Source organism: Ramlibacter ginsenosidimutans (assembly GCF_016654015.1).
Lineage (GTDB): Bacteria > Pseudomonadota > Gammaproteobacteria > Burkholderiales > Burkholderiaceae_C > Ramlibacter > Ramlibacter ginsenosidimutans.
The window spans coordinates 13,796-31,560 of the sequence record NZ_JAEPWM010000011.1; the positions used below are offsets into that span (position 1 = coordinate 13,796).

General features: G+C 69.2%; 21 protein-coding genes. 9 read left to right on the plus strand and 12 right to left on the minus strand.

Going from position 1 to position 17,765, the window contains the following annotated elements; genetic code table 11:
• Positions 1 to 12: 12 nt before the first annotated feature.
• The gene (locus JJB11_RS21075; protein ID WP_201176612.1) at positions 13 to 1,434 is read right to left on the minus strand and encodes a CHASE3 domain-containing protein; all 1,422 of its coding nucleotides are present in this window, start codon (positions 1,432 to 1,434) and stop codon (positions 13 to 15) included.
• A gap of 120 nt (positions 1,435 to 1,554) precedes the next feature.
• On the opposite strand from JJB11_RS21075, the gene JJB11_RS21080 reads away from it, so the two are divergent.
• Positions 1,555 to 2,187, plus strand: coding sequence for a response regulator (locus JJB11_RS21080; RefSeq protein ID WP_169418000.1), 633 nt, complete (start codon positions 1,555 to 1,557; stop codon positions 2,185 to 2,187).
• Positions 2,188 to 2,204: 17 nt separating this feature from the next.
• Here the strand turns inward: JJB11_RS21080 and JJB11_RS21085 are convergent, their stop codons facing one another.
• Entirely contained in the window at positions 2,205 to 2,582 is a 378-nt protein-coding gene (locus tag JJB11_RS21085; RefSeq protein ID WP_201176220.1) for a response regulator, read from the minus strand.
• 210 nt (positions 2,583 to 2,792) lie between these two features.
• Here JJB11_RS21085 and JJB11_RS21090 point away from each other — a divergent pair, with 210 nt between their 5' ends.
• On the plus strand, positions 2,793 to 2,948 hold the full coding sequence (locus tag JJB11_RS21090; RefSeq protein ID WP_201176222.1) for a hypothetical protein: 156 nt from the start codon (positions 2,793 to 2,795) through the stop codon (positions 2,946 to 2,948).
• On the opposite strand, the gene JJB11_RS21095 is transcribed toward JJB11_RS21090, so the two are convergent.
• From JJB11_RS21095 to gpmA, 3 genes are all read right to left on the minus strand, one after another.
• Complete coding sequence (locus tag JJB11_RS21095; RefSeq protein ID WP_201176224.1) at positions 2,938 to 3,711, minus strand: HesA/MoeB/ThiF family protein; 774 nt, start codon at positions 3,709 to 3,711, stop codon at positions 2,938 to 2,940. The two genes, JJB11_RS21090 and JJB11_RS21095, sit on opposite strands and share 11 nt — an antisense overlap.
• Positions 3,712 to 3,877: 166 nt before the next feature.
• Positions 3,878 to 5,323, minus strand: coding sequence for a S41 family peptidase (locus JJB11_RS21100; RefSeq protein ID WP_201176226.1), 1,446 nt, complete (start codon positions 5,321 to 5,323; stop codon positions 3,878 to 3,880).
• A 176-nt stretch (positions 5,324 to 5,499) separates the two neighbouring features.
• Positions 5,500 to 6,243 carry a 2,3-diphosphoglycerate-dependent phosphoglycerate mutase gene (gpmA, locus tag JJB11_RS21105; RefSeq protein ID WP_201176228.1) on the minus strand — a complete coding sequence of 248 codons (744 nt, stop codon included), beginning with the start codon at positions 6,241 to 6,243 and terminating at the stop codon, positions 5,500 to 5,502.
• Positions 6,244 to 6,338: 95 nt separating this feature from the next.
• Between gpmA and JJB11_RS21110 the strand changes: the two genes are divergently transcribed.
• From JJB11_RS21110 to JJB11_RS21130, 5 genes are all read left to right on the plus strand, one after another.
• Positions 6,339 to 6,746, plus strand: a complete 408-nt coding sequence (locus JJB11_RS21110; protein ID WP_201965029.1) for a rhodanese-like domain-containing protein — start codon at positions 6,339 to 6,341, stop codon at positions 6,744 to 6,746.
• Between the two features lie 21 nt (positions 6,747 to 6,767).
• The gene (gene grxC, locus JJB11_RS21115) at positions 6,768 to 7,034 is read left to right on the plus strand and encodes a glutaredoxin 3 (RefSeq protein WP_201176243.1); all 267 of its coding nucleotides are present in this window, start codon (positions 6,768 to 6,770) and stop codon (positions 7,032 to 7,034) included.
• Between the two features lie 133 nt (positions 7,035 to 7,167).
• Positions 7,168 to 7,647, plus strand: coding sequence for a protein-export chaperone SecB (gene secB / locus JJB11_RS21120; protein ID WP_201176245.1), 480 nt, complete (start codon positions 7,168 to 7,170; stop codon positions 7,645 to 7,647).
• A 19-nt stretch (positions 7,648 to 7,666) separates the two neighbouring features.
• Positions 7,667 to 8,683 carry an NAD(P)H-dependent glycerol-3-phosphate dehydrogenase gene (locus JJB11_RS21125; RefSeq protein WP_201176247.1) on the plus strand — a complete coding sequence of 339 codons (1,017 nt, stop codon included), beginning with the start codon at positions 7,667 to 7,669 and terminating at the stop codon, positions 8,681 to 8,683.
• Positions 8,684 to 8,749: 66 nt separating this feature from the next.
• Positions 8,750 to 9,400, plus strand: a complete 651-nt coding sequence (locus tag JJB11_RS21130) for a hypothetical protein (RefSeq protein WP_201176249.1) — start codon at positions 8,750 to 8,752, stop codon at positions 9,398 to 9,400.
• 14 nt (positions 9,401 to 9,414) lie between these two features.
• Here JJB11_RS21130 and JJB11_RS21135 read toward each other — a convergent pair whose 3' ends face one another.
• Both JJB11_RS21135 and JJB11_RS21140 read right to left on the minus strand, forming a co-directional pair.
• On the minus strand, positions 9,415 to 9,732 hold the full coding sequence (locus JJB11_RS21135) for a thioredoxin family protein (protein WP_201176251.1): 318 nt from the start codon (positions 9,730 to 9,732) through the stop codon (positions 9,415 to 9,417).
• Between the two features lie 85 nt (positions 9,733 to 9,817).
• The gene (locus tag JJB11_RS21140; RefSeq protein WP_201176253.1) at positions 9,818 to 10,216 is read right to left on the minus strand and encodes a PaaI family thioesterase; all 399 of its coding nucleotides are present in this window, start codon (positions 10,214 to 10,216) and stop codon (positions 9,818 to 9,820) included.
• A gap of 80 nt (positions 10,217 to 10,296) precedes the next feature.
• Here JJB11_RS21140 and nadC point away from each other — a divergent pair, with 80 nt between their 5' ends.
• Positions 10,297 to 11,160: a carboxylating nicotinate-nucleotide diphosphorylase gene (gene nadC / locus JJB11_RS21145; protein WP_201176255.1), complete on the plus strand. Its 864-nt coding sequence runs from the start codon at positions 10,297 to 10,299 to the stop codon at positions 11,158 to 11,160.
• Positions 11,160 to 12,278: a quinolinate synthase NadA gene (nadA, locus tag JJB11_RS21150; protein WP_201176257.1), complete on the plus strand. Its 1,119-nt coding sequence runs from the start codon at positions 11,160 to 11,162 to the stop codon at positions 12,276 to 12,278. Before nadC ends, nadA begins: the two co-directional genes overlap by 1 nt.
• Before the next feature lie 15 nt (positions 12,279 to 12,293).
• On the opposite strand, the gene JJB11_RS21155 is transcribed toward nadA, so the two are convergent.
• From JJB11_RS21155 to JJB11_RS21175, 5 genes are all read right to left on the minus strand, one after another.
• On the minus strand, positions 12,294 to 13,019 hold the full coding sequence (locus JJB11_RS21155; RefSeq protein WP_201176259.1) for a hypothetical protein: 726 nt from the start codon (positions 13,017 to 13,019) through the stop codon (positions 12,294 to 12,296).
• Positions 13,020 to 13,131: 112 nt separating this feature from the next.
• Positions 13,132 to 14,709: an L-aspartate oxidase gene (gene nadB / locus JJB11_RS21160; protein WP_201176261.1), complete on the minus strand. Its 1,578-nt coding sequence runs from the start codon at positions 14,707 to 14,709 to the stop codon at positions 13,132 to 13,134.
• A gap of 25 nt (positions 14,710 to 14,734) precedes the next feature.
• Positions 14,735 to 15,595, minus strand: coding sequence for a segregation and condensation protein A (locus JJB11_RS21165; protein ID WP_201176263.1), 861 nt, complete (start codon positions 15,593 to 15,595; stop codon positions 14,735 to 14,737).
• A 22-nt stretch (positions 15,596 to 15,617) separates the two neighbouring features.
• Complete coding sequence (locus JJB11_RS21170) at positions 15,618 to 15,845, minus strand: DUF3460 family protein (RefSeq protein WP_201176265.1); 228 nt, start codon at positions 15,843 to 15,845, stop codon at positions 15,618 to 15,620.
• Between the two features lie 52 nt (positions 15,846 to 15,897).
• Positions 15,898 to 17,550, minus strand: a complete 1,653-nt coding sequence (locus JJB11_RS21175) for a SulP family inorganic anion transporter (RefSeq protein WP_201965008.1) — start codon at positions 17,548 to 17,550, stop codon at positions 15,898 to 15,900.
• Between the last annotated feature and the right edge of the window lie 215 nt (positions 17,551 to 17,765).

Consider the following 17,765-nt stretch of genomic DNA (forward strand, 5'->3'; position numbering starts at 1 on the left):
GTAGGAGGCGGACTACGCCCGCTCGGCCGTGGCCGGCTCCAGCCGCTCGGCCGGACTTTCCGGCGCCGGGCTGGCCGGCGCGGGGCCGGGCGGCCGCTGGCGCTTGGGCAGGGTGGCGAAGATGCGCGTGCCCTGGCCGGGGCGCGACTGGACGTTCAGCCGTCCGCCGGCGGCCTCGACGCGGTGGCGCATGCCGGCCAGTCCATGCGTGCTCGGGCGTACGGTGCCGGGGTCGAAGCCCTGGCCGTCGTCGCGCACTTCCAGCTCCACGTGGTTGGGGAAGTCGTGCAGCGCGATGTCCACGCGCGTGGCTTCGGCGTACTTGCCCACGTTGGTGAGCGACTCCTGCACGGTGCGGTACACGGTCAGCTGCGCCGATTCGTCCAGCGCGGTCGTGTCGAGCAGGCAGTTCACCTCCAGGCCGGAGCGCTCGGAGAACTCGCGCGCGAGGATCTCCAACGCCGCGTTGAGGCCCAGGTTGGCCAGCGACGAGGGCCGCAGGTCCTCGATGATACGGCGCTTGAGCGCAATGCCGCTGTTGAGGGTCTCGGTCAGGTGCTGCAGCCGCTCGGCTGCCTCGGGCGACTGCGGGCCCAGGCGCGACTTCAGCCGCGCGACATCGAGCTTGGCCGCGGTGAGCAGGGCGCCGAGCTCGTCGTGGAGTTCGCGCGCGAGGTGGCCCCGTTCGTCTTCGCGCACCTGCTGCAGGTGGGTGGCGAGCTGCGCCAGCGATGCCGTGCGTTCGCGCACCTGCGATTCCAGCAGGTCGCGCTCCCGCTGCAGCACCGCCTGCTGCTGTTCGTCCGCCTCCCGCAGTCGCGTGGTCTGCCGCAGGTACAGGTAGAAGGCGGTGAGCGCGGCGAGGGCGACCAGCGCGATGCCGGCCCGTGCCAGGCGCAGCGAGTGCTGCACCTGGTCCTGGGCCGCGCCCATGGCCTGGGTGGCGCTTTGCACGAGGCGTCCCGCCTGCTCCCGGATGGCATCCATCTGCTCCTTGCCGACGTCGGTGAGGAGGACCGTCTGCCACGCCTGTTCGTTGCCCTGCTTGCGCATCCGCACGGAAAGATCCATCTCGGCGAGCTTGCGCTGCACGCTGCGCGTGAGCTGGGTGACCGTCGCCGCCTCCGGCGAGTCCGGGCCGTAGCTTCTTTGCAGCGCGTCGAGGGTCTTGCCGATCCCGGCGACCGCGGAGTTGTACGGCTCCAGGTAACGCGGGTCGCCGGTGAGCAGGAAGCCGCGGGAGCCGGTTTCCGCGTCGAGCACCTGCTGCAGCAGCCGGTTCACCTCGTTGCGCGTGCGCGTGCTGGCCTCGATGCGGTCGAGCGACGCGGTCGACTGGCGGTAGCCCGTTTCGTTGATAACGATGAGCACGAGCGCTGCCAGAAGTGCGAGGATAAGACTGATCGCACCCCGGGACGGGACAAATGATGACAGCGGCGTGACCCTCAAGGCTCAACGGTGTGAATAGAATTCGCCCACGTCAATGACTCAAGGGTAGGCCATTTCGTTCCTGAAGTGGGGCACAATGAAACAGCTTGGCGTAGAAGGTGAAGCATGATCAAAGTGGGCATTGTGGACGACCACGCCATCGTGCGGTCGGGACTCAAACAGTTCTTCTCCGAACAGGTCGACCTGCGCGTCGTCGGTGAAGCCGCGAGCGGACGCGAGGCGATCGATCTCGTGCGCACCACGGAAATGGACGTGCTCGTCATGGACTTGTCCATGCCGGGCCAGAGCGGCATCGATGCCCTGGGCATGATTCGCGCGAAAGCGCCCGACGTCGGCATCCTGATCCTCTCGGGATACCCGGAGGAGCACTACGCGATGAACCTGATTCGCCAGGGCGCGAGCGGGTACTTGAACAAGGAATGCGAGCCGATGGAGATCGTCAACGCGATCCGCACCATCGCGCTGGGCCGGCGCTACATCTCCCCGGCGGTCGCCGAGCTGCTCGCGCAGCAACTCAATCGCAAGGAAGGCGGCGCCCCGCACGAGCAGCTCTCCGAGCGCGAGTTCCAGGTGTTCCTCAAGCTCGCGAAGGGCGAGACGGCCGGCGACATCGCGAAGGCGCTGTCGCTGTCGGTGAAGACCGTGAGCACGTACCGCACGCGCCTGATGGAGAAGATGAACCTCTCCTCCAACAGCGACCTCACGTACTACGCGCTGAAGAACAAGCTGATCGACTGATCCGGCATCCCCGGTCTTCAGGACCGGGCGGTGAGCGACAGGCAGTAGTCGACCAGCGCGTCGATCTCGTTGGACTTGTCGAACACCGCGTCGGCTCCGAGCTGGGCGCAGCGGCTGCGCATGTCGGCGGTGGCATAGTTGCTCAGCACCACCACCCGCTGGCCCTTGCCGCGCGCCTGCGCGGCCGCGAGCACGCCGAGGCCGCTGCCTTGCTTGAGGAACAGGTCGACGACCAGCAGTTCCCACGCATGCGGATGGGCGGCGAGCCATGCGACGGCCGCACTCTCCGTCTCCGCCCATCCCAGGGTGCGCACCGACGCCAGTTCCTCCAGCGCCGCCACGAGATTTTCGCGGATGGTCGCGTTGTCTTCGACGATGTAGGTGGGCAGGTTCACTGCTGCGGGATCCGTTTGCGCGCGCCGCTCGCCCCGGCGCGGTGCGCGCGCGGATTGTGCCAGCCCTCCCACGTGCGCACGGTAAGAAGCGTCCTACCGCGGCCCCTGCGCGCATGGACAGCATGCGGCGCGGGCCGCCGACGCGCGCCGCGCCTTGCAGCCGCCATGCTGTCGTGCAAGACGGGCGAGCCCTGCCGCCGTCGCCTCCACATGAAGCTGATCCTGCAAACCGTCGTCGTCTTCCTCGGCACCATGCTGGCCGCGGCGCTCGTGGCGCTGGGCGCGCCTGGCGATGCGGCCGTGCAGATCGCCGTGCAGTCGCCGCCGCCGCAACTCGTGGCCGGCCTCTTCGGCGTCAATCCCTAGCGGCGCCGGCCGCCCTGCGGGAGCCGCACACCGGGCACGCGAGGTCGCGCCGCACGCGCATCTCCTGCCACTCCATGCTGCGCGCATCGAGCATCTGCAACCGGCCCGCGAGCGATGCACCCACGCCCGCCAGCAGGCGCAAGGCCTCGGCCGCCTGCATCGCCCCGATGATCCCGACCAGCGGGGCGAACACGCCCATCGTGGCGCAGTGCGTCTCCTCCGGCTCCTGGTCCGGCGGAAACACGCAGGCATAGCAGGGGCTGTCCGCGCGGCGCGGGTCGAACACGCTCAACTGCCCGTCGAAGCGGATCGCCGCGCCCGAGACCAGCGGCTTGCCGTGCGCGAAGCACGCCCTGTTGATCGCATGGCGCGTGGCGAAGTTGTCGCAGCAGTCGATCACCACGTCGGCCTGCGGCACCAGTTCGTCCAGCACCTGCGCGTCGGCGCGCAGCACCAGCGGCCGCACGAACACGTCGGGGTTGATCGCGGCGATGGACTCCCGCGCGGACTGCGCCTTGGGCGTGCCCACGCGCGCCAGGTTGTGCGCGATCTGCCGCTGCAGGTTGGTGAGGTCCACCGCATCGTTGTCCACGATCGTGATGCGGCCGACACCCGCGGTCCCGAGGTACAGCGCCACCGGCGAGCCGAGTCCGCCGGCCCCGATCACGAGGGCATGCGAGTCGAGGAAGCGCTGCTGCCCTTCGACGCCGATTTCATCGAGCAGGATATGGCGCGAGTAACGCAGCAACTGGTCGTCGGTCATGGCCGGATTTTCCCTCTTCCGCGCAGCGGCACCCGGACCGCGCGGAATAACATGCAGCGCGGTCCCCCTTGTGGCGAGGATCCGGCTTCGCCGGTCCTCGCCACACTGATCAGACCCACAATGAAAAAGCGGCCCGAGGGCCGCTTTTTTTCATTGTGAAGAGAACTCAGTTCTCCTTCTTCTCTTCCTTGTTCTCCACGACCTGCGTCTTGGAGACGGCCACCGGGCGGCCCTTCAACTGATTGAGCGCTTGCGCGAGCTGGAAGTCCTGGTTGGTGCCGAACTCGGGAGCCTTGCGATCGGCCGGAGCCTTCTTCGCCTCTTCCTCGGCCTTCTTGCGGGCCTCCTCGCGGGCCTTCTCGAACGCCGGATCCTTGGTGATCTCGGTGGTGTTCTGGCCGCTGGACAGGTGCTTGTCCAGGTCCGCTTCACGCGTGCGCAGCGCCGCGAACAGGTTGCCTTGCGCCGTCTCGTCCACCAGCACGTCCGGCACGATGCCGCGCGCCTGGATCGACTTGCCGCTGGGCGTGTAGTAGCGCGCCGTGGTGATCTTCAGCCCGGTGTCCGGACCCAGCGGGCGCACCGTCTGCACGGAGCCCTTGCCGAAGGTCTGGCTGCCCAGGATGATGCCGCGGTGGTGGTCCTGCAGGGCGCCGGCCACGATTTCCGAGGCGGAGGCGGAGCCTTCGTTCACCAGCACAACGAGCGGCACGGTCTTCAACTGCGGCGGCAGGCTGCGCAGCGGGTCGGCGCCGGCGCGGCGCTGGTAGAACTCCGGCGCCGCCTTGTAGACGAAGTTGCTCTCCGGCAGCTGGCCCTTGGTGGAGACCACCGTCACGTTCTCCGGCAGGAAGGCGCTGGAGATCGCCACCGCGGAATCGAGCAGGCCGCCCGGGTCGTTGCGCAGGTCGAGCACCAGGCCCTTGACGTTCGGGTCCTGCTTGTAGATCTCGTTGACCTTGTGCACGAAGTCATCGACCGTGCGCTCCTGGAACTGCGACAGGCGGATCCAGGCGTAGCCCGGATCCACTTCCTTGCCCTTCACGGACTGCGTCTTGATCTCTTCGCGGGTGATCGTGACCGGGAAGGAACGGTTCTCGTCCTTGCGGTAGATCGTCAGCGTCACCTTGGTGTTCGGCTCGCCGCGCATGCGCTTGACCGCCTCGGACAGGGCCAGGCCCTTCACCGCGGTGTCGTCGATCTTGGTGATCAGGTCGTTGGTCTTCAGGCCGGCGCGGAACGCGGGCGAGCCCTCGATGGGCGAGACCACCTTCACCAGGCCGTCTTCCTGCGAGATCTCGATGCCGACGCCGACGAAGCGGCCGGAGGTGCCTTCGCGGAATTCCTTGAAGCTCTTCTTGTCGAAGTACTGGGAATGCGGGTCGAGGCTGGACACCATGCCGGAGATGGCGTCCGTGATCAGCTTCTTCTCGTCGACGGGCTCGACGTAGTCCGTCTTGATCATGCTGAACACGGCCGCGAGCTGCTGCAATTCTTCCAGCGGCAAGGGCGCCAGAGAGCCACGGGCGACGGTCTGCAACGAGACCGTGGTCAGCGCTCCGGCAAGGGCGCCAACGGAAATCCAGCCGGCAATCTTCAATTTGTGGCTCATGGGGTCTGTCCAGGTCCTCTCGACTTCAATATACACCTGAGAAACCTCTCAGACGCGCATGCGGGATCGGGGGTTCCCGCGCCTTCCCGGGCGGCATGTAAAAAAATCGTGCTTTGGGGCAGGAACCGTCCTACAACCCGGCTTCAAGTGGGTGCGCGCCGCGCCCGCGGGCCGCTTCAGGCCTTGCCCTGGGCCGCCACGGCGGCTGCCGCGCGGGCGATCGCGTCGGCGTCGCCGAGGTAGTAATGGCGCAACGGCCGCAGCTGGTCGTCGAGTTCGTAGATCAGGGGGATGCCGTTCGGGATGTTGAGGCCGACGATGTCCTGGTCCGAAATCCCGTCCAGGTACTTCACCAGCGCGCGGATGGAGTTGCCGTGGGCGGCCACGACCACCCGCTGGCCCGAGCGGATGGCGGGCGCCATCGACTCGTTCCAGAAGGGCAGCACCCGGGCGACGGTGTCCTTCAGGCACTCGGTGCGCGGGAATTCCCCGTCCTTGACCGTGTCGTAGCGGCGGTCGCTGCGCTCCCAGCGCGGGTCGTCGGCCTCCAGCGCCGGCGGCGGCGTGTCGTAGCTGCGCCGCCAGACCAGCACCTGCTGCTCGCCGTACTGCCGGGCCATGTCCGCCTTGTTCAGGCCCTGCAGCGCGCCGTAGTGGCGCTCGTTGAGGCGCCAGGAATGCACCACCGGCAGCCACGTGCGGTCCATCTCGTCGAGCACGTGCCACAGCGTGCGGGTGGCGCGCTTGAGCACGCTCGTGTAGCAGAGGTCGAAGTCGTAGCCCTCGGCCTTCAGCAGCCTGCCGGCAGAGACCGCCTGCTCGAGCCCGAGCGGGGTGAGGTCCACGTCGGTCCAGCCGGTGAAGCGGTTCTCCAGGTTCCAGGTCGATTCGCCGTGGCGGATCAGGACGAGCTTGTGCATGGTCAGGCGGAAGGTGAGGGGAAACCCGCCATTCTAGAATCGCGGGTTGTCCGGCAACGGCCGGACTCAAGACGAGAAAGGTCGGAATGAATTTGTTGCCCTTCCTGGCGCAGAACTGGGCGCTGGTGTTGATTGCCGTGGTCTCCGGAGGACTCCTGCTGTGGCCCGGCATCGCCGCGGGGGCGCGCTCCGGCGTCCCGCCCGATGTCGCGGTGCAGTTGATCAACCGCGAACGGGCGGTGGTGGTGGACGTGAGCGAGTCCGACGAGTTCGCCGCCGGCCACATCGTGGGCTCGCGCAACGTGCCGGTGGGCCAGTTGCAGCAGCGCCTGCCCGAGGTGGTGAAGAACAAGGGCGTGCCGCTGATCCTGGTGTGCGCCAGCGGCACGCGGGCGCAGCGTTGCCTGGGCCAGGCGAAATCCCTGGGGTACGAAAAGGCTGTCGTCCTCGGTGGCGGATTGCGTGCGTGGAAAGACGCTAATCTCCCGGTCGAACGAAGCTGAACCTCGCCAGACAATCGACCCATGCAATCCGTCAAGATGTACACCACGGGCGTCTGCCCCTACTGCATCCGTGCCAAGCAGATCCTGAAAGCCAAGGGCGTCGAGCAGATCGAGGAGATCCGCATCGACATGCAGCCCGACGAACGCCTCCGGATGATGGAGATCACCGGCCGCCGCACGGTGCCGCAGATCTTCATCGGCGACACGCACGTGGGCGGCTGCGACGACCTGGTGGCGCTGGATGGCCGCGGCGGCCTCGTGCCGCTGCTGAACGGCGCCGCCGGCTGAGATCGGCCGGCCGGCGCGCGTGCGCGTCGCTGCGGCCGTGCCGCCGCTGCCTGCGATAATCCGGCCCAACTCGCACTGCGCCCGCCGGAGCGCTTCCGGCGGGCTTTTTCATTCGCATCGAAAGGCATTGGCCATGGCCGACAACGACACTCCCGTTTTCCAGATCCAGCGCGTCTACATGAAGGAGGCTTCGCTGGAGCAGCCGAATTCCCCGGCCATCCTGCTGGAACAGGAGCAGCCCAGCGTGGACATCCAGCTGGGCGTGGAAGCGCAGCAGGCCGCCGAAGGCATGTTCGAGGTGGCGGTGGTCGCCACGGTCACGACGAAGATCAAGGACCGCACGGTCTTCCTGGCCGAAGTGAAGCAGGCCGGCATCTTCGAGATCCGCAACATCCCGGCCGACCAGATGCAGCCCATCATGGGCATTGCCTGCCCGCAGATCATCTATCCCTACCTGCGCGCCAACGTCTCCGACCTGATCACGCGCGCCGGCTTCCCGCCCGTGCACCTGGCCGAAATCAACTTCCAGGCCATGTTCGAGCAGCAGCAGGCCGACCAGCAGCAGGCCCCGGCCGGCGGCAACGGCGGCTCGCGCATCATCACCTCCGCCTGAGCCGGGGCGGTTCCGCCGCATGGACATCCTGGTGCTCGGGGCCGGTGCCTGGGGCACCGCACTGGCCATCAGCGCGGGTACGCGGCACCGCGTGACGCTGTGGGCGCGCGATGCGGCGCAAGCCGCCGCCATCGCGCAGGCCCGCGAGAACGTCCGTTACCTCCGGGGCGCCCACCTCGCCAAGGGCGTCCAGGTGGCCGGCCCGCAGGCCGGCACACCTGCTGCCCTTGCCAAGCAACATGAACTCGTGATCGTCGCCACCCCGATGGCGGGGCTGCGCGACATGCTGGTCGCGCTGCGAGAGTGCGGGCGCCCGGTCGCCTGGTTGTGCAAGGGCTTCGAGGCGCCGCGGGCGGGCGGCCCCGGCCTGCTCGGACACGAGGTGCGTGCCGAAGTCGCGCCGCAGCTCGCGGGAGGCGTGCTCAGCGGCCCCAGCTTCGCGCAGGAGGTGGCGCGCGGCCAGCCGACGGCGCTGGTCGCGGCGAGCGAAGTGGCGGCCGTGCGCGATGCCCTGGTCGCCGCCTTCCACGGACCGGCAATGCGTGTCTATGCCAACGACGACGTCGCGGGCGTGGAAGTGGGAGGGGCGGTGAAGAACGTGCTCGCCATCGCCACCGGCCTGTGCGACGGCCTTGCGCTGGGGCTGAACGCCAGGGCGGCGCTGGTGACGCGCGGGCTCGCCGAAATGAGCCGCCTGGGCCTCGCCCTGGGGGCGCGCGCCGACACCTTCATGGGGCTGTCGGGCCTGGGCGACCTGGTGCTCACGGCCACCGGCGACCTCAGCCGCAACAGGCGCGTCGGCCTCCTGCTGGCCGAGGGACGGACCCTGCAGAGCGCCCTCGAGTCGCTGGGCCACGTGGCCGAAGGCGTATACAGCGCCCGCACGGTGCTGGCACGCGCACAGCACCTGGGCGTGGAGATGCCGATCACGCAAGGCGTGGTCGACCTGCTCGATGGCCGGGTCACGCCCGCGGACGCGGTGGCCGCACTCATGGGCCGCGACCCCGCCGCCGAGAATATTCCATCGGTCGGGTAGGGAGCTTCCCGGCTGCCGCTGAACCGCGGCCGGGCTAGCCTGTGGCCTTCACCACAGGGGGTTCCCATGCGCCGTTCCCGTGTTCTTGCCGTTCTCGCGGCCTGCGCCGCCATCGCCGGATGCGCCAGCTGGACCGCGATGAGCCGCGGCCCGAGCTTCTTCGTCACCAGCAGCAACCCCGGCGGCGGCGCCAACTTCGGCGGCCTCGCGGGCGCCGACGCGCACTGCCAGGCGCTTGCCAGCGCCGCCGGCCTGGGCAGCCGCACCTGGCATGCGTACCTGAGCACCACCGGCGCGGACGCCGTGAACGCGCGCGACCGCATCGGCAAGGGCCCCTGGTTCAACGTGAAGGGCGTGCAGATCGCCGCCAGCGTGGACGAACTGCACGGCACCAACCAGATCGCCAAGGAAACGGCGCTCACCGAACGCGGCGGCACCATCGCCGGGGTCGGCGATCCGGGGATCATGCACGACGTGCTGACCGGTTCCACGCCCGACGGTCGCGCGACGGCGGGCGGCAGCGCGGACACCACCTGCGGCAACTGGACGAAGGGTGACGACGGCTCCGCCATCGTTGGCCACCTCGACCGCCGGGGACTGCGCGACGACGCGCCTTCGCAGTCCTGGAATTCCTCGCATCCCACCCGCGGCTGCAGCCTGGCTGCGCTGAAGACGACCGGGGGCGGCGGGCTCCTGTACTGCTTCGCGGTGAACTGAGGCGAGGAGGGCGCTCAGGCGAGGCGGGCGAGTGCGTCCCGGATCTCGTCGGCGCTGCCGGGGCGGGTGACGCGAGCGACTTCCTGGCCGTCCTTCAGGAACACCAGCGTGGGCCAGAGCTTCACGCGGAAGCTGCGCCCGAGCGGCCGGCCCGGCCCATCCTCGATCTTCAGGTGGCGCAGGCCCGGCTGGTTCGCGAGCGCCTGCGCGATCAGCGGCTGCGCGCCGCGGCACCAGCCGCACCAGTTGGTGCCGAACTCCAGCACGGTGGCGCCGGCGAACGCGTCCACTTCCTCTCGCGTCGGGGCGCTGGCGGCGTAACTCGTTTCCATGCCCGGATTGTGGCCGCGCCGCGGCGGAGGTGCGTCGGAGGCGCCAGCAAGCGCCTGTCGGCCCGTCCCCCTGCCGCGCAGGCTCCTAGTCCAGCACCAGCTGCGTCTGCGTCACCACCGAGCAGAGCTTCCCCTCGGCATTGCGCACGGAGGTCTGCCACACCATCGTCGTGCGGCCGCGGTGCAGGGCGATGCTCTCGCCCGTGACCGTCGTGTCCACCTTCGCGCCGCCGATGAACTTGGTGCTGGAGTCGGTGGTCGTCGTGCGCTTGCCCTGTGGCAGGTTGAGGATCGTGCCTACCGCGCCCAGCGTGTCCGCGAACGCCATGTGGGCGCCGCCGTGCAGGATGCCGCCGGCGGTGCACAGTTCCGGCCGCACGCGCATCGTGGCGACCACGCGTTCGGGCGTGGCCTCGGTGATCTGCACGCCCATCAGGCCGGGGAAGAGGGGTTGCAACAGCTGCTGCAGTCGGTCCAGGTCCATGCTTTGCCTCCGCCGGCGACTCTAGCGCCCCCGCGCCCGCGGCGCCAGCAGGGGGGCTGCGATGCCGGTATGCTCGGCGAATGCCTTCCCTGTTCGATTTCTCTCCTGCGGCGATCGCGCAGCTCGCGCACGAAGACGCCGCGCGCGCCCTCGCCGAGGACGTGGGTGGCGGCGACCTGACAGCCGCCCTGGTCGACCCCGCCCGCCGCGCGCAAGCCCGCGTGCTGGCGCGCGAATCCGCGGTGATCTGCGGCGCGCCCTGGGTCGAGGCGACGCTGCGCCAGGTGGATCCCGGCGTGCAGGTGCGCTGGCTCGTGGGCGAAGGCGAGCGTTGCCAGGCCGACCAGGTGGTGCTGCAAGCCGAGGGCAGTGCGCGCGGCCTGCTCACCGCCGAACGCACGGCGCTGAATTTCCTGCAGTTGCTCAGCGCCGTCGCCACCAAGACGGCCCGCTACGTGGACGTCGTGCGCGGCACGCGCGCCCAGATCGTCGATACGCGCAAGACCCTGCCCGGCCTGCGCCTCGCGCAGAAATACGCGGTGAGGACAGGCGGCGGCACCAACCACCGCATCGGCCTGTACGACGCCGTCCTGATCAAGGAAAACCACATCGCCGCGGCCGGCGGCGTGACGCCGGTGCTGCGTGCCGCGCAACGCGTGGCCGCGCAGGCGAGCTTCATCCAGATCGAGGTGGAGACGCTGGAGCAGTTGCAGGAAGCGCTGGCCGCCGGCGCCACCATGATCCTGCTGGACAACATGCAGCTGCCGACGCTGCGCGAAGCCGTGCGCATCAACGCCGGCCGCGCGAGCCTTGAAATCTCCGGCGGCGTCACCACGGAAACGCTGCGGCCGCTGGCCGAAACGGGCGTGGACCGCATCTCGATCGGCACTCTGACCAAGGACGTGCAGGCGACGGACTTCTCGATGCGCCTGAAGGAACTGTGATGAGCGCCGTGATCCCGCTGAAGGAAGTCGACTACGAGCACCCGCTGCCGGGCAACGCCTGCGACACCCGCCACGCCTGGGCGCGCGTGCCGGTGGAGCCCACGGCCGCCGAGCGCGCCGCGCTGAAGGACCGCATCCGCCGCCTGCTGAAGGAGCGCAATGCGGTGATGGTGTCGCACTTCTACGTGCACCCCGACCTGCAGGACCTGGCCGAGGAGACCGGTGGCATCGTCAGCGACTCGCTGGAGATGGCGCGCTTCGGCCGCGACCATCCGGCGCAGACGCTGGTGGTCTCGGGCGTGAAGTTCATGGGCGAGACGGCGAAGATCCTGTCGGCCGAAAAGCGAGTGCTGATGCCCGACCTCGACGCGACCTGCTCGCTCGACCTGGGCTGCCCGGTCGACGAATTCGACGCGTTCTGCAACGCCCATCCGGACCGCACCGTGGTCGTGTACGCGAACACCAGCGCCGCCGTGAAAGCGCGCTCGGACTGGCTGGTCACTTCCAGCTGCGCGCTGGACATCGTGCGCGCACTGAAGGACAAGGGCCACAAGATCCTGTGGGCGCCCGACAAGCACCTGGGCGGCTACATCCAGCGCGAGACCGGCGCGGACATGGTGTTCTGGAACGGCTCGTGCATCGTGCACGACGAGTTCAAGGGCTTCGAGCTGGAGGAGCTGAAGAAGCAGTATCCGAAGGCCAAGGTGCTGGTGCATCCCGAGTCGCCGGCCGACGTGGTCGCGCTCGCGGATGCGGTGGGTTCCACCTCCGCGATCCTGAAGGCCGCGCGCGAGCTGGATGCGCGCGAGTTCATCGTGGCCACCGACAACGGCATGATGCACAAGCTGCGCACGCTGAACCCGGACAAGGTGTTCATCGAGGCGCCCACCGCCGGCAACAGCGCGACCTGCAAGAGCTGCGCGCATTGCCCGTGGATGGCCATGAACGGACTCGCCGGCCTGGCCCACGTGCTGGAGACCGGGGCGAACGAGGTCTTCGTGGACCCGGCGATCGGCGCGCGGGCCAAGCTGCCGATCGACCGCATGCTGGCCTTCACCGCCGCACTGCGCTCCGGCCAGCCGGCGGGCGCACTCGTGCCAAACATCGGCGCCGCCTGAGCCCCGCGGCCGTCCTCATTGCGAGGCGGCGGGGGCGGGTTCGAGTTCTTCCAGCAGGTCCTTGACGTCCTCGGGCAGCCGCAGCAGCTCCGCGGTCGTGACGATGCCGATGCCCAGCGCGTCGAGGCCGTCCAGCATGTCGCACTGGAACTTCGCGTCCGGCTGCTTCTTGCACTCCACCACGCCGCGCGCCTTCGCACTGGCCGGATAGCGGCCCGGGAAGAACGCGTACACCATGTCCTCGGCGTGGCGCGGATAGACCGTGCGCTCCAGCAGGTCCGCGGGGTACTTGCGGTCGGTGGAGGTCTTGATCACCCACGCCATGCGCGGGCCGAGCTCCGGCAGCGGCCGGAAGCTGCCGATCGCGTGCGCGCCGTGCAGGCCGACCATCGTCCGCGCGATGTCGCGGCCGTCGCTGAAGGCACGCGGGCTGCCGCCCAGGAACACCAGGCCGCAGGCGGACTCGCACTTGCCGGAGACGGCGGTCGGCAGGCCTTGCTGGCGAATGACGTTGGCCAGCTGGTAACCGACCCAGAGGTCGCCGCCCGGGCTGTCGTCGAGGAGCACCAGCGCCGGCCTCGGGCCCCTGGCCAGTGCGTCGCGCAAGCGGACCAGGTCGCCGTCGTCGACGGGCCCGGACATCACGAGCACGTCATCGACGCGGTGGAACTCCATCGCACGCGCGACCGGCGTGCCGGCGATGGCGGCCAGCAGCATGGCCAGGGACAGGAGGCGACGCATCACACAGTCCTCCGCGGCACGAACTGCGTGCCGCCACGTGACTGTTATAGCAACGCGGCCTGACGGCAGCCAGTCGGGTGTTGGGAAAAACCGGCGCTGCTGGCGCTGCTTCTCAGGGCCGCAGGATGGTCGGCAACGCGACGTCCAGCATGTGCGGGTAGTCGAGGCTGTAGTGAATGCCGCGGCTTTCGTGCCGCGCCTGCGCCGAGCGCACGATCAGGTCCGCCACCGTGACCAGGTTGCGCAGTTCCAGCAGGTCGCGCGTGACGTGGAAGGCCCCGTAGAACTCCTGGATCTCCTCCTGCAGCAGCTTGATGCGGTGCCCGGCGCGATCGAGCCGCTTGTTCGTGCGCACGATGCCCACGTAGTCCCACATGAAGCGGCGCAGCTCGTCCCAGTTGTGCGAGACCACCACCAGTTCGTCGGCGTCGGTCACGCGGCTGTCGTCCCATGCGGGCACGGGGGCGGGCCCGGGCTGCGGGTGGGCGAGGATGTCGGTCGCGGCGGAGCGCGCGAACACCATGCACTCCACCAGCGAGTTGCTGGCCAGCCGGTTGGCGCCGTGCAGGCCCGTGTAGGCGGTCTCGCCGATGGCGTGCAGGCCGGGCAGGTCGGTGCGGCCGGACAGGTCGGTGTGGATGCCGCCGCAGGTGTAGTGCGCGGCCGGCACCACGGGAATCGGCTCGCGCGTGATGTCGATGCCCAGCTCCAGGCAGCGGGCGTAGATGTTGGGGAAATGTTCCTTGATGAACGCGGCGGGCTGGTGCGAGATGTCCAGGTGCACACAGTCCAGGCCGTGCTTCTTCATCTCGAAGTCGATCGCGCGCGCGACCACGTCACGCGGCGCAAGCTCCGCGCGCGGGTCGTGCGCGGGCATGAAGCGCGTGCCGTCGGGCAGCAGCAGCCGGCCGCCTTCGCCACGCACCGCTTCCGAGATCAGGAAGTTCTTCACGTGCGGGTGGTACAGGCAGGTCGGGTGGAACTGGATGAACTCCATGTTCGTGACGCGGCAGCCTGCACGCCAGGCCACCGCGATGCCGTCGCCGGTCGCGGTGTCCGGATTGGTCGTGTACAGGTACACCTTGCCGGCGCCGCCGGTGGCCAGGATGGTGTGGGGCGCGCGGAAGGTGAGGACCTCGTCGGTGGCCTCGTCCAGCGCATACAGGCCCAGGCAGCGGTTCGGCTCGCGTCCCAGCTTGCCGGCCGTGATCAGGTCCACCAGCACGTGGTGTTCCAGCAGGGTGATGTTGGGCGTGCGCCGCACCCGCTCGATCAGGGTGCGCTGCACGGCCGCGCCGGTGGCGTCGGTCACGTGCACGATGCGGCGCGCGCTGTGGCCGCCCTCGCGGGTGAGGTGCAGGTGGCCGTCTTCCTGCGAGAACGGCACGCCCAGTTGCCGCAGCCACTCCACGCTTTCCGGCGCGTGCTCCACGACGAAGCGCGTCGCCGCCGGATCGGACAGCCCGGCGCCGGCGATGAAGGTGTCGTTGACGTGCGATTCGAAGCTGTCGCTCGGATCGGTCACCGCAGCGATGCCGCCCTGCGCCCAGCCACTGGAGCCGTCGCTCGCGGAGCGCTTGGTCAGGATCGCGACGCGATGCGTGGGCGCCAGGTGCAAGGCGGCGGACAGGCCGGCAAGGCCGCTGCCGACGATGAGGACGTCGAAGTCGTGGGTCTGGGCTTGGCTCAAGGGCGGCACCGGTGAAGGGCGGGGTTCAGGCGGCCTGGTAGGCCAGGCGCACGTAGATGGGCGCGTAGGCTTCCGCCTGCGTCACCTCGATCAGCGTTTCCTTGGCCAGTTCCAGCATGGCGATGAAGGTGACGATCAGCACCGGCACGCCCTTGGCGGGGTCGAACAGGCGCTCGAACTCCACGAAGCGCTGCCCCTGCAGCTTCTTCAGCAGCATGCTCATGTGCTCGCGCACGGACAGTTCCTCGCGCGTGATCTTGTGGTGCTGCACCAGCTTGGCCCGGCGCAGGATGTCGCGCCAGGCCTCCTGCAGGTCGTTCATGTCGACATCGGGGAAGCGCGGTTGCAGCGACTGCTCGATGTAGACCTGCGCGCGCAGCACGTCGCGGCCCACCTGCGGCATCTCGTTGATGCGGAAGGCCGCGGCCTTCATCTGCTCGTATTCGAGCAGGCGGCGCACCAGTTCGGCCCGCGGGTCCTCGGCTTCCTCGCCCTCGGCGGTCTTCTTGGGCGGCAGCAGCATGCGCGACTTGATCTCGATCAGCATCGCCGCCATCAGCAGGTATTCGGCGGCGAGTTCGAGGTTGCGTTCGCGGATCTCGTCGACGTACGTCAGGTACTGGCGGGTGACCGCCGCCATCGGGATGTCGAGGATGTTGAAGTTCTGCTTGCGGATCAGGTACAGCAGCAGGTCCAGGGGGCCTTCGAAAGCCTCGAGGAAGACCTCCAGGGCATCCGGGGGGATGTAGAGGTCCTGCGGCATGGCGAACAGCGGCTCGCCGTAGAGGCGCGCGAGCGCGACCTGGTCCACCACCTGGGGCAGGCCGGTCTCCTCGGCGGCCGGGGGCTCCGGCAGCTCCGGCAGGACGGTGTCGCTGCTGTCCATGGGCAAGCGCAGGCGCCCGGCTTCAGCGGCGCTGGCGCGGGTCGTCGCCGTACACGTAGGGCTTCTGCGGCACGCGCGCGTCCTTCCACTCGGCGATCGCCTCGCGGTCCAGGTGCTTGTCCCACCAGATCGCGCGGCCGGCCCGCTGCTTCGCTTCCATATCCGGCTTCTGCGCCTTCAGCTGGTCGATGAACTGCGTGACGTCGGAGCGGTAGTCGGGACGGCGGAAGATGCGTTGCAGGAAGGACATCAGGCGATTTTAGGGCTTTGGCCTGACAGGCCCCGAAACCGCCCCCGCGGGCTCAGGCCGCCACTTCCTCGGAGGCGAGGTTCTGCGCCAGTTCCGCCGCGAAACCCGCGCGTTGCACCACCTCGCACGGCTGCGGCTGCAGGTTCTCCAGGTGCAGCGTCCCGCCGCGCAGCAGGACCACCTTGTGCAGCTGCCGCAGCGCGTCCAGGCCCGAGGTGTCCAGGTGCACCAGGTGCAGCGCGTCCAGCACCACGACCGGTTCGGGCGGGCCGTTTTCCACGGCCAGCACCACGTGGTCGATCTTGTCCGCCGCGCCGAAGAAGAGGGAGCCGTAGAGGCGGAACTCGATCAGCGCACCGTCCTTGCGCACCTGCTCCACGCGGAACAGCGAACTCATCTTCCGGACGAACAGGATGCACGCGGCGGCGAGGCCCACCTGCACCGCCACCGTGAGGTCGAAGATCACCGTCAGCGCAAAGGTGCCCAGCAGCTTCACGCGGTAGTCCGCGCTGTACTTGCCCAGGTGTCCGAACTCGCGCCAGTCGCCCATGTTCCAGGCCACGAACAGCAGGATGCCGGCGAGCACCGACAGCGGCACCAGCCCGGCCAGCGGGCCGGCGATCAGCACGACGGCCGCAATGGTCAGCGCATGCACCACGCCCGCGACGGGCGAGGTGCCGCCGGAGCGGATGTTGGTCACGGTGCGGGCGATGGTGCCCGTGGCCGGCATGCCGCCGAAGAAGGGCACGATGAAGTTGGCGACGCCTTGCGCCATGAGCTCCTGGTCCGGATCGTGCCGCGGCAGGCTGGAAAGCTGGTCGGCCACGCGCGCGCACAGCAGCGACTCGATGGCGCCCAGCAAGGCGATCGTCACCGTGGGCGTGACCAGCAGCTTCACCGTCGCCCAGCTGAACGCCGGCAGCACGAAGGACGGGAGCGCCTGCGGGATGGCTCCGAAGCGGCTGCCGATGGTCTCGACCGGGAAGGAGAAGTACCAGGACAGCAGCGTCAGCGTCACCAGCGCCACCACCGGGCCGGGCACGCGCGCGCCGACCTCGCTCGCTTCCTTCAGGCCCGGCACCGACACGGGCAGACGGGCCTGCAGGCGGGCGTGCCACAGGCGCGGCCACAGGAACAGCCCGCCCAGGCAGGCCAGGCCCAGCCCGAACGCATACGGGTTGAAGCTGGCGAGGTGCGCCGCCATGGTCGCGAGCTGCGTGAAGAAGTCGGCCGGCATCTTCGCAATGGACAGGCCCAGCCAGTCCTTGATCTGCGAGGCGGCGATCAGCACCGCGATGCCGTTGGTGAAGCCGATCACGATGCTGACCGGCACGTAGCGCACCAGCCGGCCGAGGCGCAACAGGCCCATCGTGAAGAGCACCACGCCGGCGCAGGCGGTGGCGATCAGCAGGTTCGCGACGCCGTAGCGCTCGATGATGCCGTACACGATGACGATGAACGCGCCGGCCGGCCCGCCGATCTGCACGCTGGAGCCGCCCAGCAGCGAGATGGCCAGGCCGGCGAGGATCGCGGTCCACAAACCCGCCTGCGGCGTCAGGCCGGACGCGATGGCGAAGGCCATCGCCAGGGGCAGGGCGACGACACCGACCGTGAGGCCGGCGCCCACGTCGCGCGCGAAGCGGGCACGGTCGTAGCCCTGCATCGCATCCAGCAGGCGCGGACGGAAAGAAAAGGAAATGCGCAATGTCTACTCCGGAAGTCGAACGGAACGGGGAGTCCAGTTCGCTGCCGGAGGGCCGCAGTGGTGCAGCCGGGTGATGAAGCGCCGCCGGCGCGAAAGCGGCAGGACGGCGAGCGCGGAAGCCATGGCGGCAGTCTACGGCGACGGGGTGGCGATCCCCGGCCGCCAGCCGCGCTCCAGTTGCGATGGATCAAGCGGGCCCCGGATGGGCCCGGACG

Bases quoted from the DNA above. Each gene is read 5' to 3' on its own strand.
- JJB11_RS21080 (WP_169418000.1), top strand. From the start codon at position 1,555: ATGATCAAAGTGGGCATTGTGGACGACCACGCCATCGTGCGGTCGGGA.
- JJB11_RS21090 (WP_201176222.1), top strand. From the start codon at position 2,793: ATGAAGCTGATCCTGCAAACCGTCGTCGTCTTCCTCGGCACCATGCTG.
- JJB11_RS21095 (WP_201176224.1), bottom strand. From the start codon at position 3,711: ATGACCGACGACCAGTTGCTGCGTTACTCGCGCCATATCCTGCTCGAT.
- JJB11_RS21100 (WP_201176226.1), bottom strand. From the start codon at position 5,323: ATGAGCCACAAATTGAAGATTGCCGGCTGGATTTCCGTTGGCGCCCTT.
- gpmA (WP_201176228.1), bottom strand. From the start codon at position 6,243: ATGCACAAGCTCGTCCTGATCCGCCACGGCGAATCGACCTGGAACCTG.
- grxC (WP_201176243.1), top strand. From the start codon at position 6,768: ATGCAATCCGTCAAGATGTACACCACGGGCGTCTGCCCCTACTGCATC.
- secB (WP_201176245.1), top strand. From the start codon at position 7,168: ATGGCCGACAACGACACTCCCGTTTTCCAGATCCAGCGCGTCTACATG.
- JJB11_RS21125 (WP_201176247.1), top strand. From the start codon at position 7,667: ATGGACATCCTGGTGCTCGGGGCCGGTGCCTGGGGCACCGCACTGGCC.
- JJB11_RS21130 (WP_201176249.1), top strand. From the start codon at position 8,750: ATGCGCCGTTCCCGTGTTCTTGCCGTTCTCGCGGCCTGCGCCGCCATC.
- JJB11_RS21135 (WP_201176251.1), bottom strand. From the start codon at position 9,732: ATGGAAACGAGTTACGCCGCCAGCGCCCCGACGCGAGAGGAAGTGGAC.
- JJB11_RS21140 (WP_201176253.1), bottom strand. From the start codon at position 10,216: ATGGACCTGGACCGACTGCAGCAGCTGTTGCAACCCCTCTTCCCCGGC.
- nadC (WP_201176255.1), top strand. From the start codon at position 10,297: ATGCCTTCCCTGTTCGATTTCTCTCCTGCGGCGATCGCGCAGCTCGCG.
- nadA (WP_201176257.1), top strand. From the start codon at position 11,160: ATGAGCGCCGTGATCCCGCTGAAGGAAGTCGACTACGAGCACCCGCTG.
- JJB11_RS21155 (WP_201176259.1), bottom strand. From the start codon at position 13,019: ATGCGTCGCCTCCTGTCCCTGGCCATGCTGCTGGCCGCCATCGCCGGC.
- JJB11_RS21165 (WP_201176263.1), bottom strand. From the start codon at position 15,595: ATGGACAGCAGCGACACCGTCCTGCCGGAGCTGCCGGAGCCCCCGGCC.
- JJB11_RS21170 (WP_201176265.1), bottom strand. From the start codon at position 15,845: ATGTCCTTCCTGCAACGCATCTTCCGCCGTCCCGACTACCGCTCCGAC.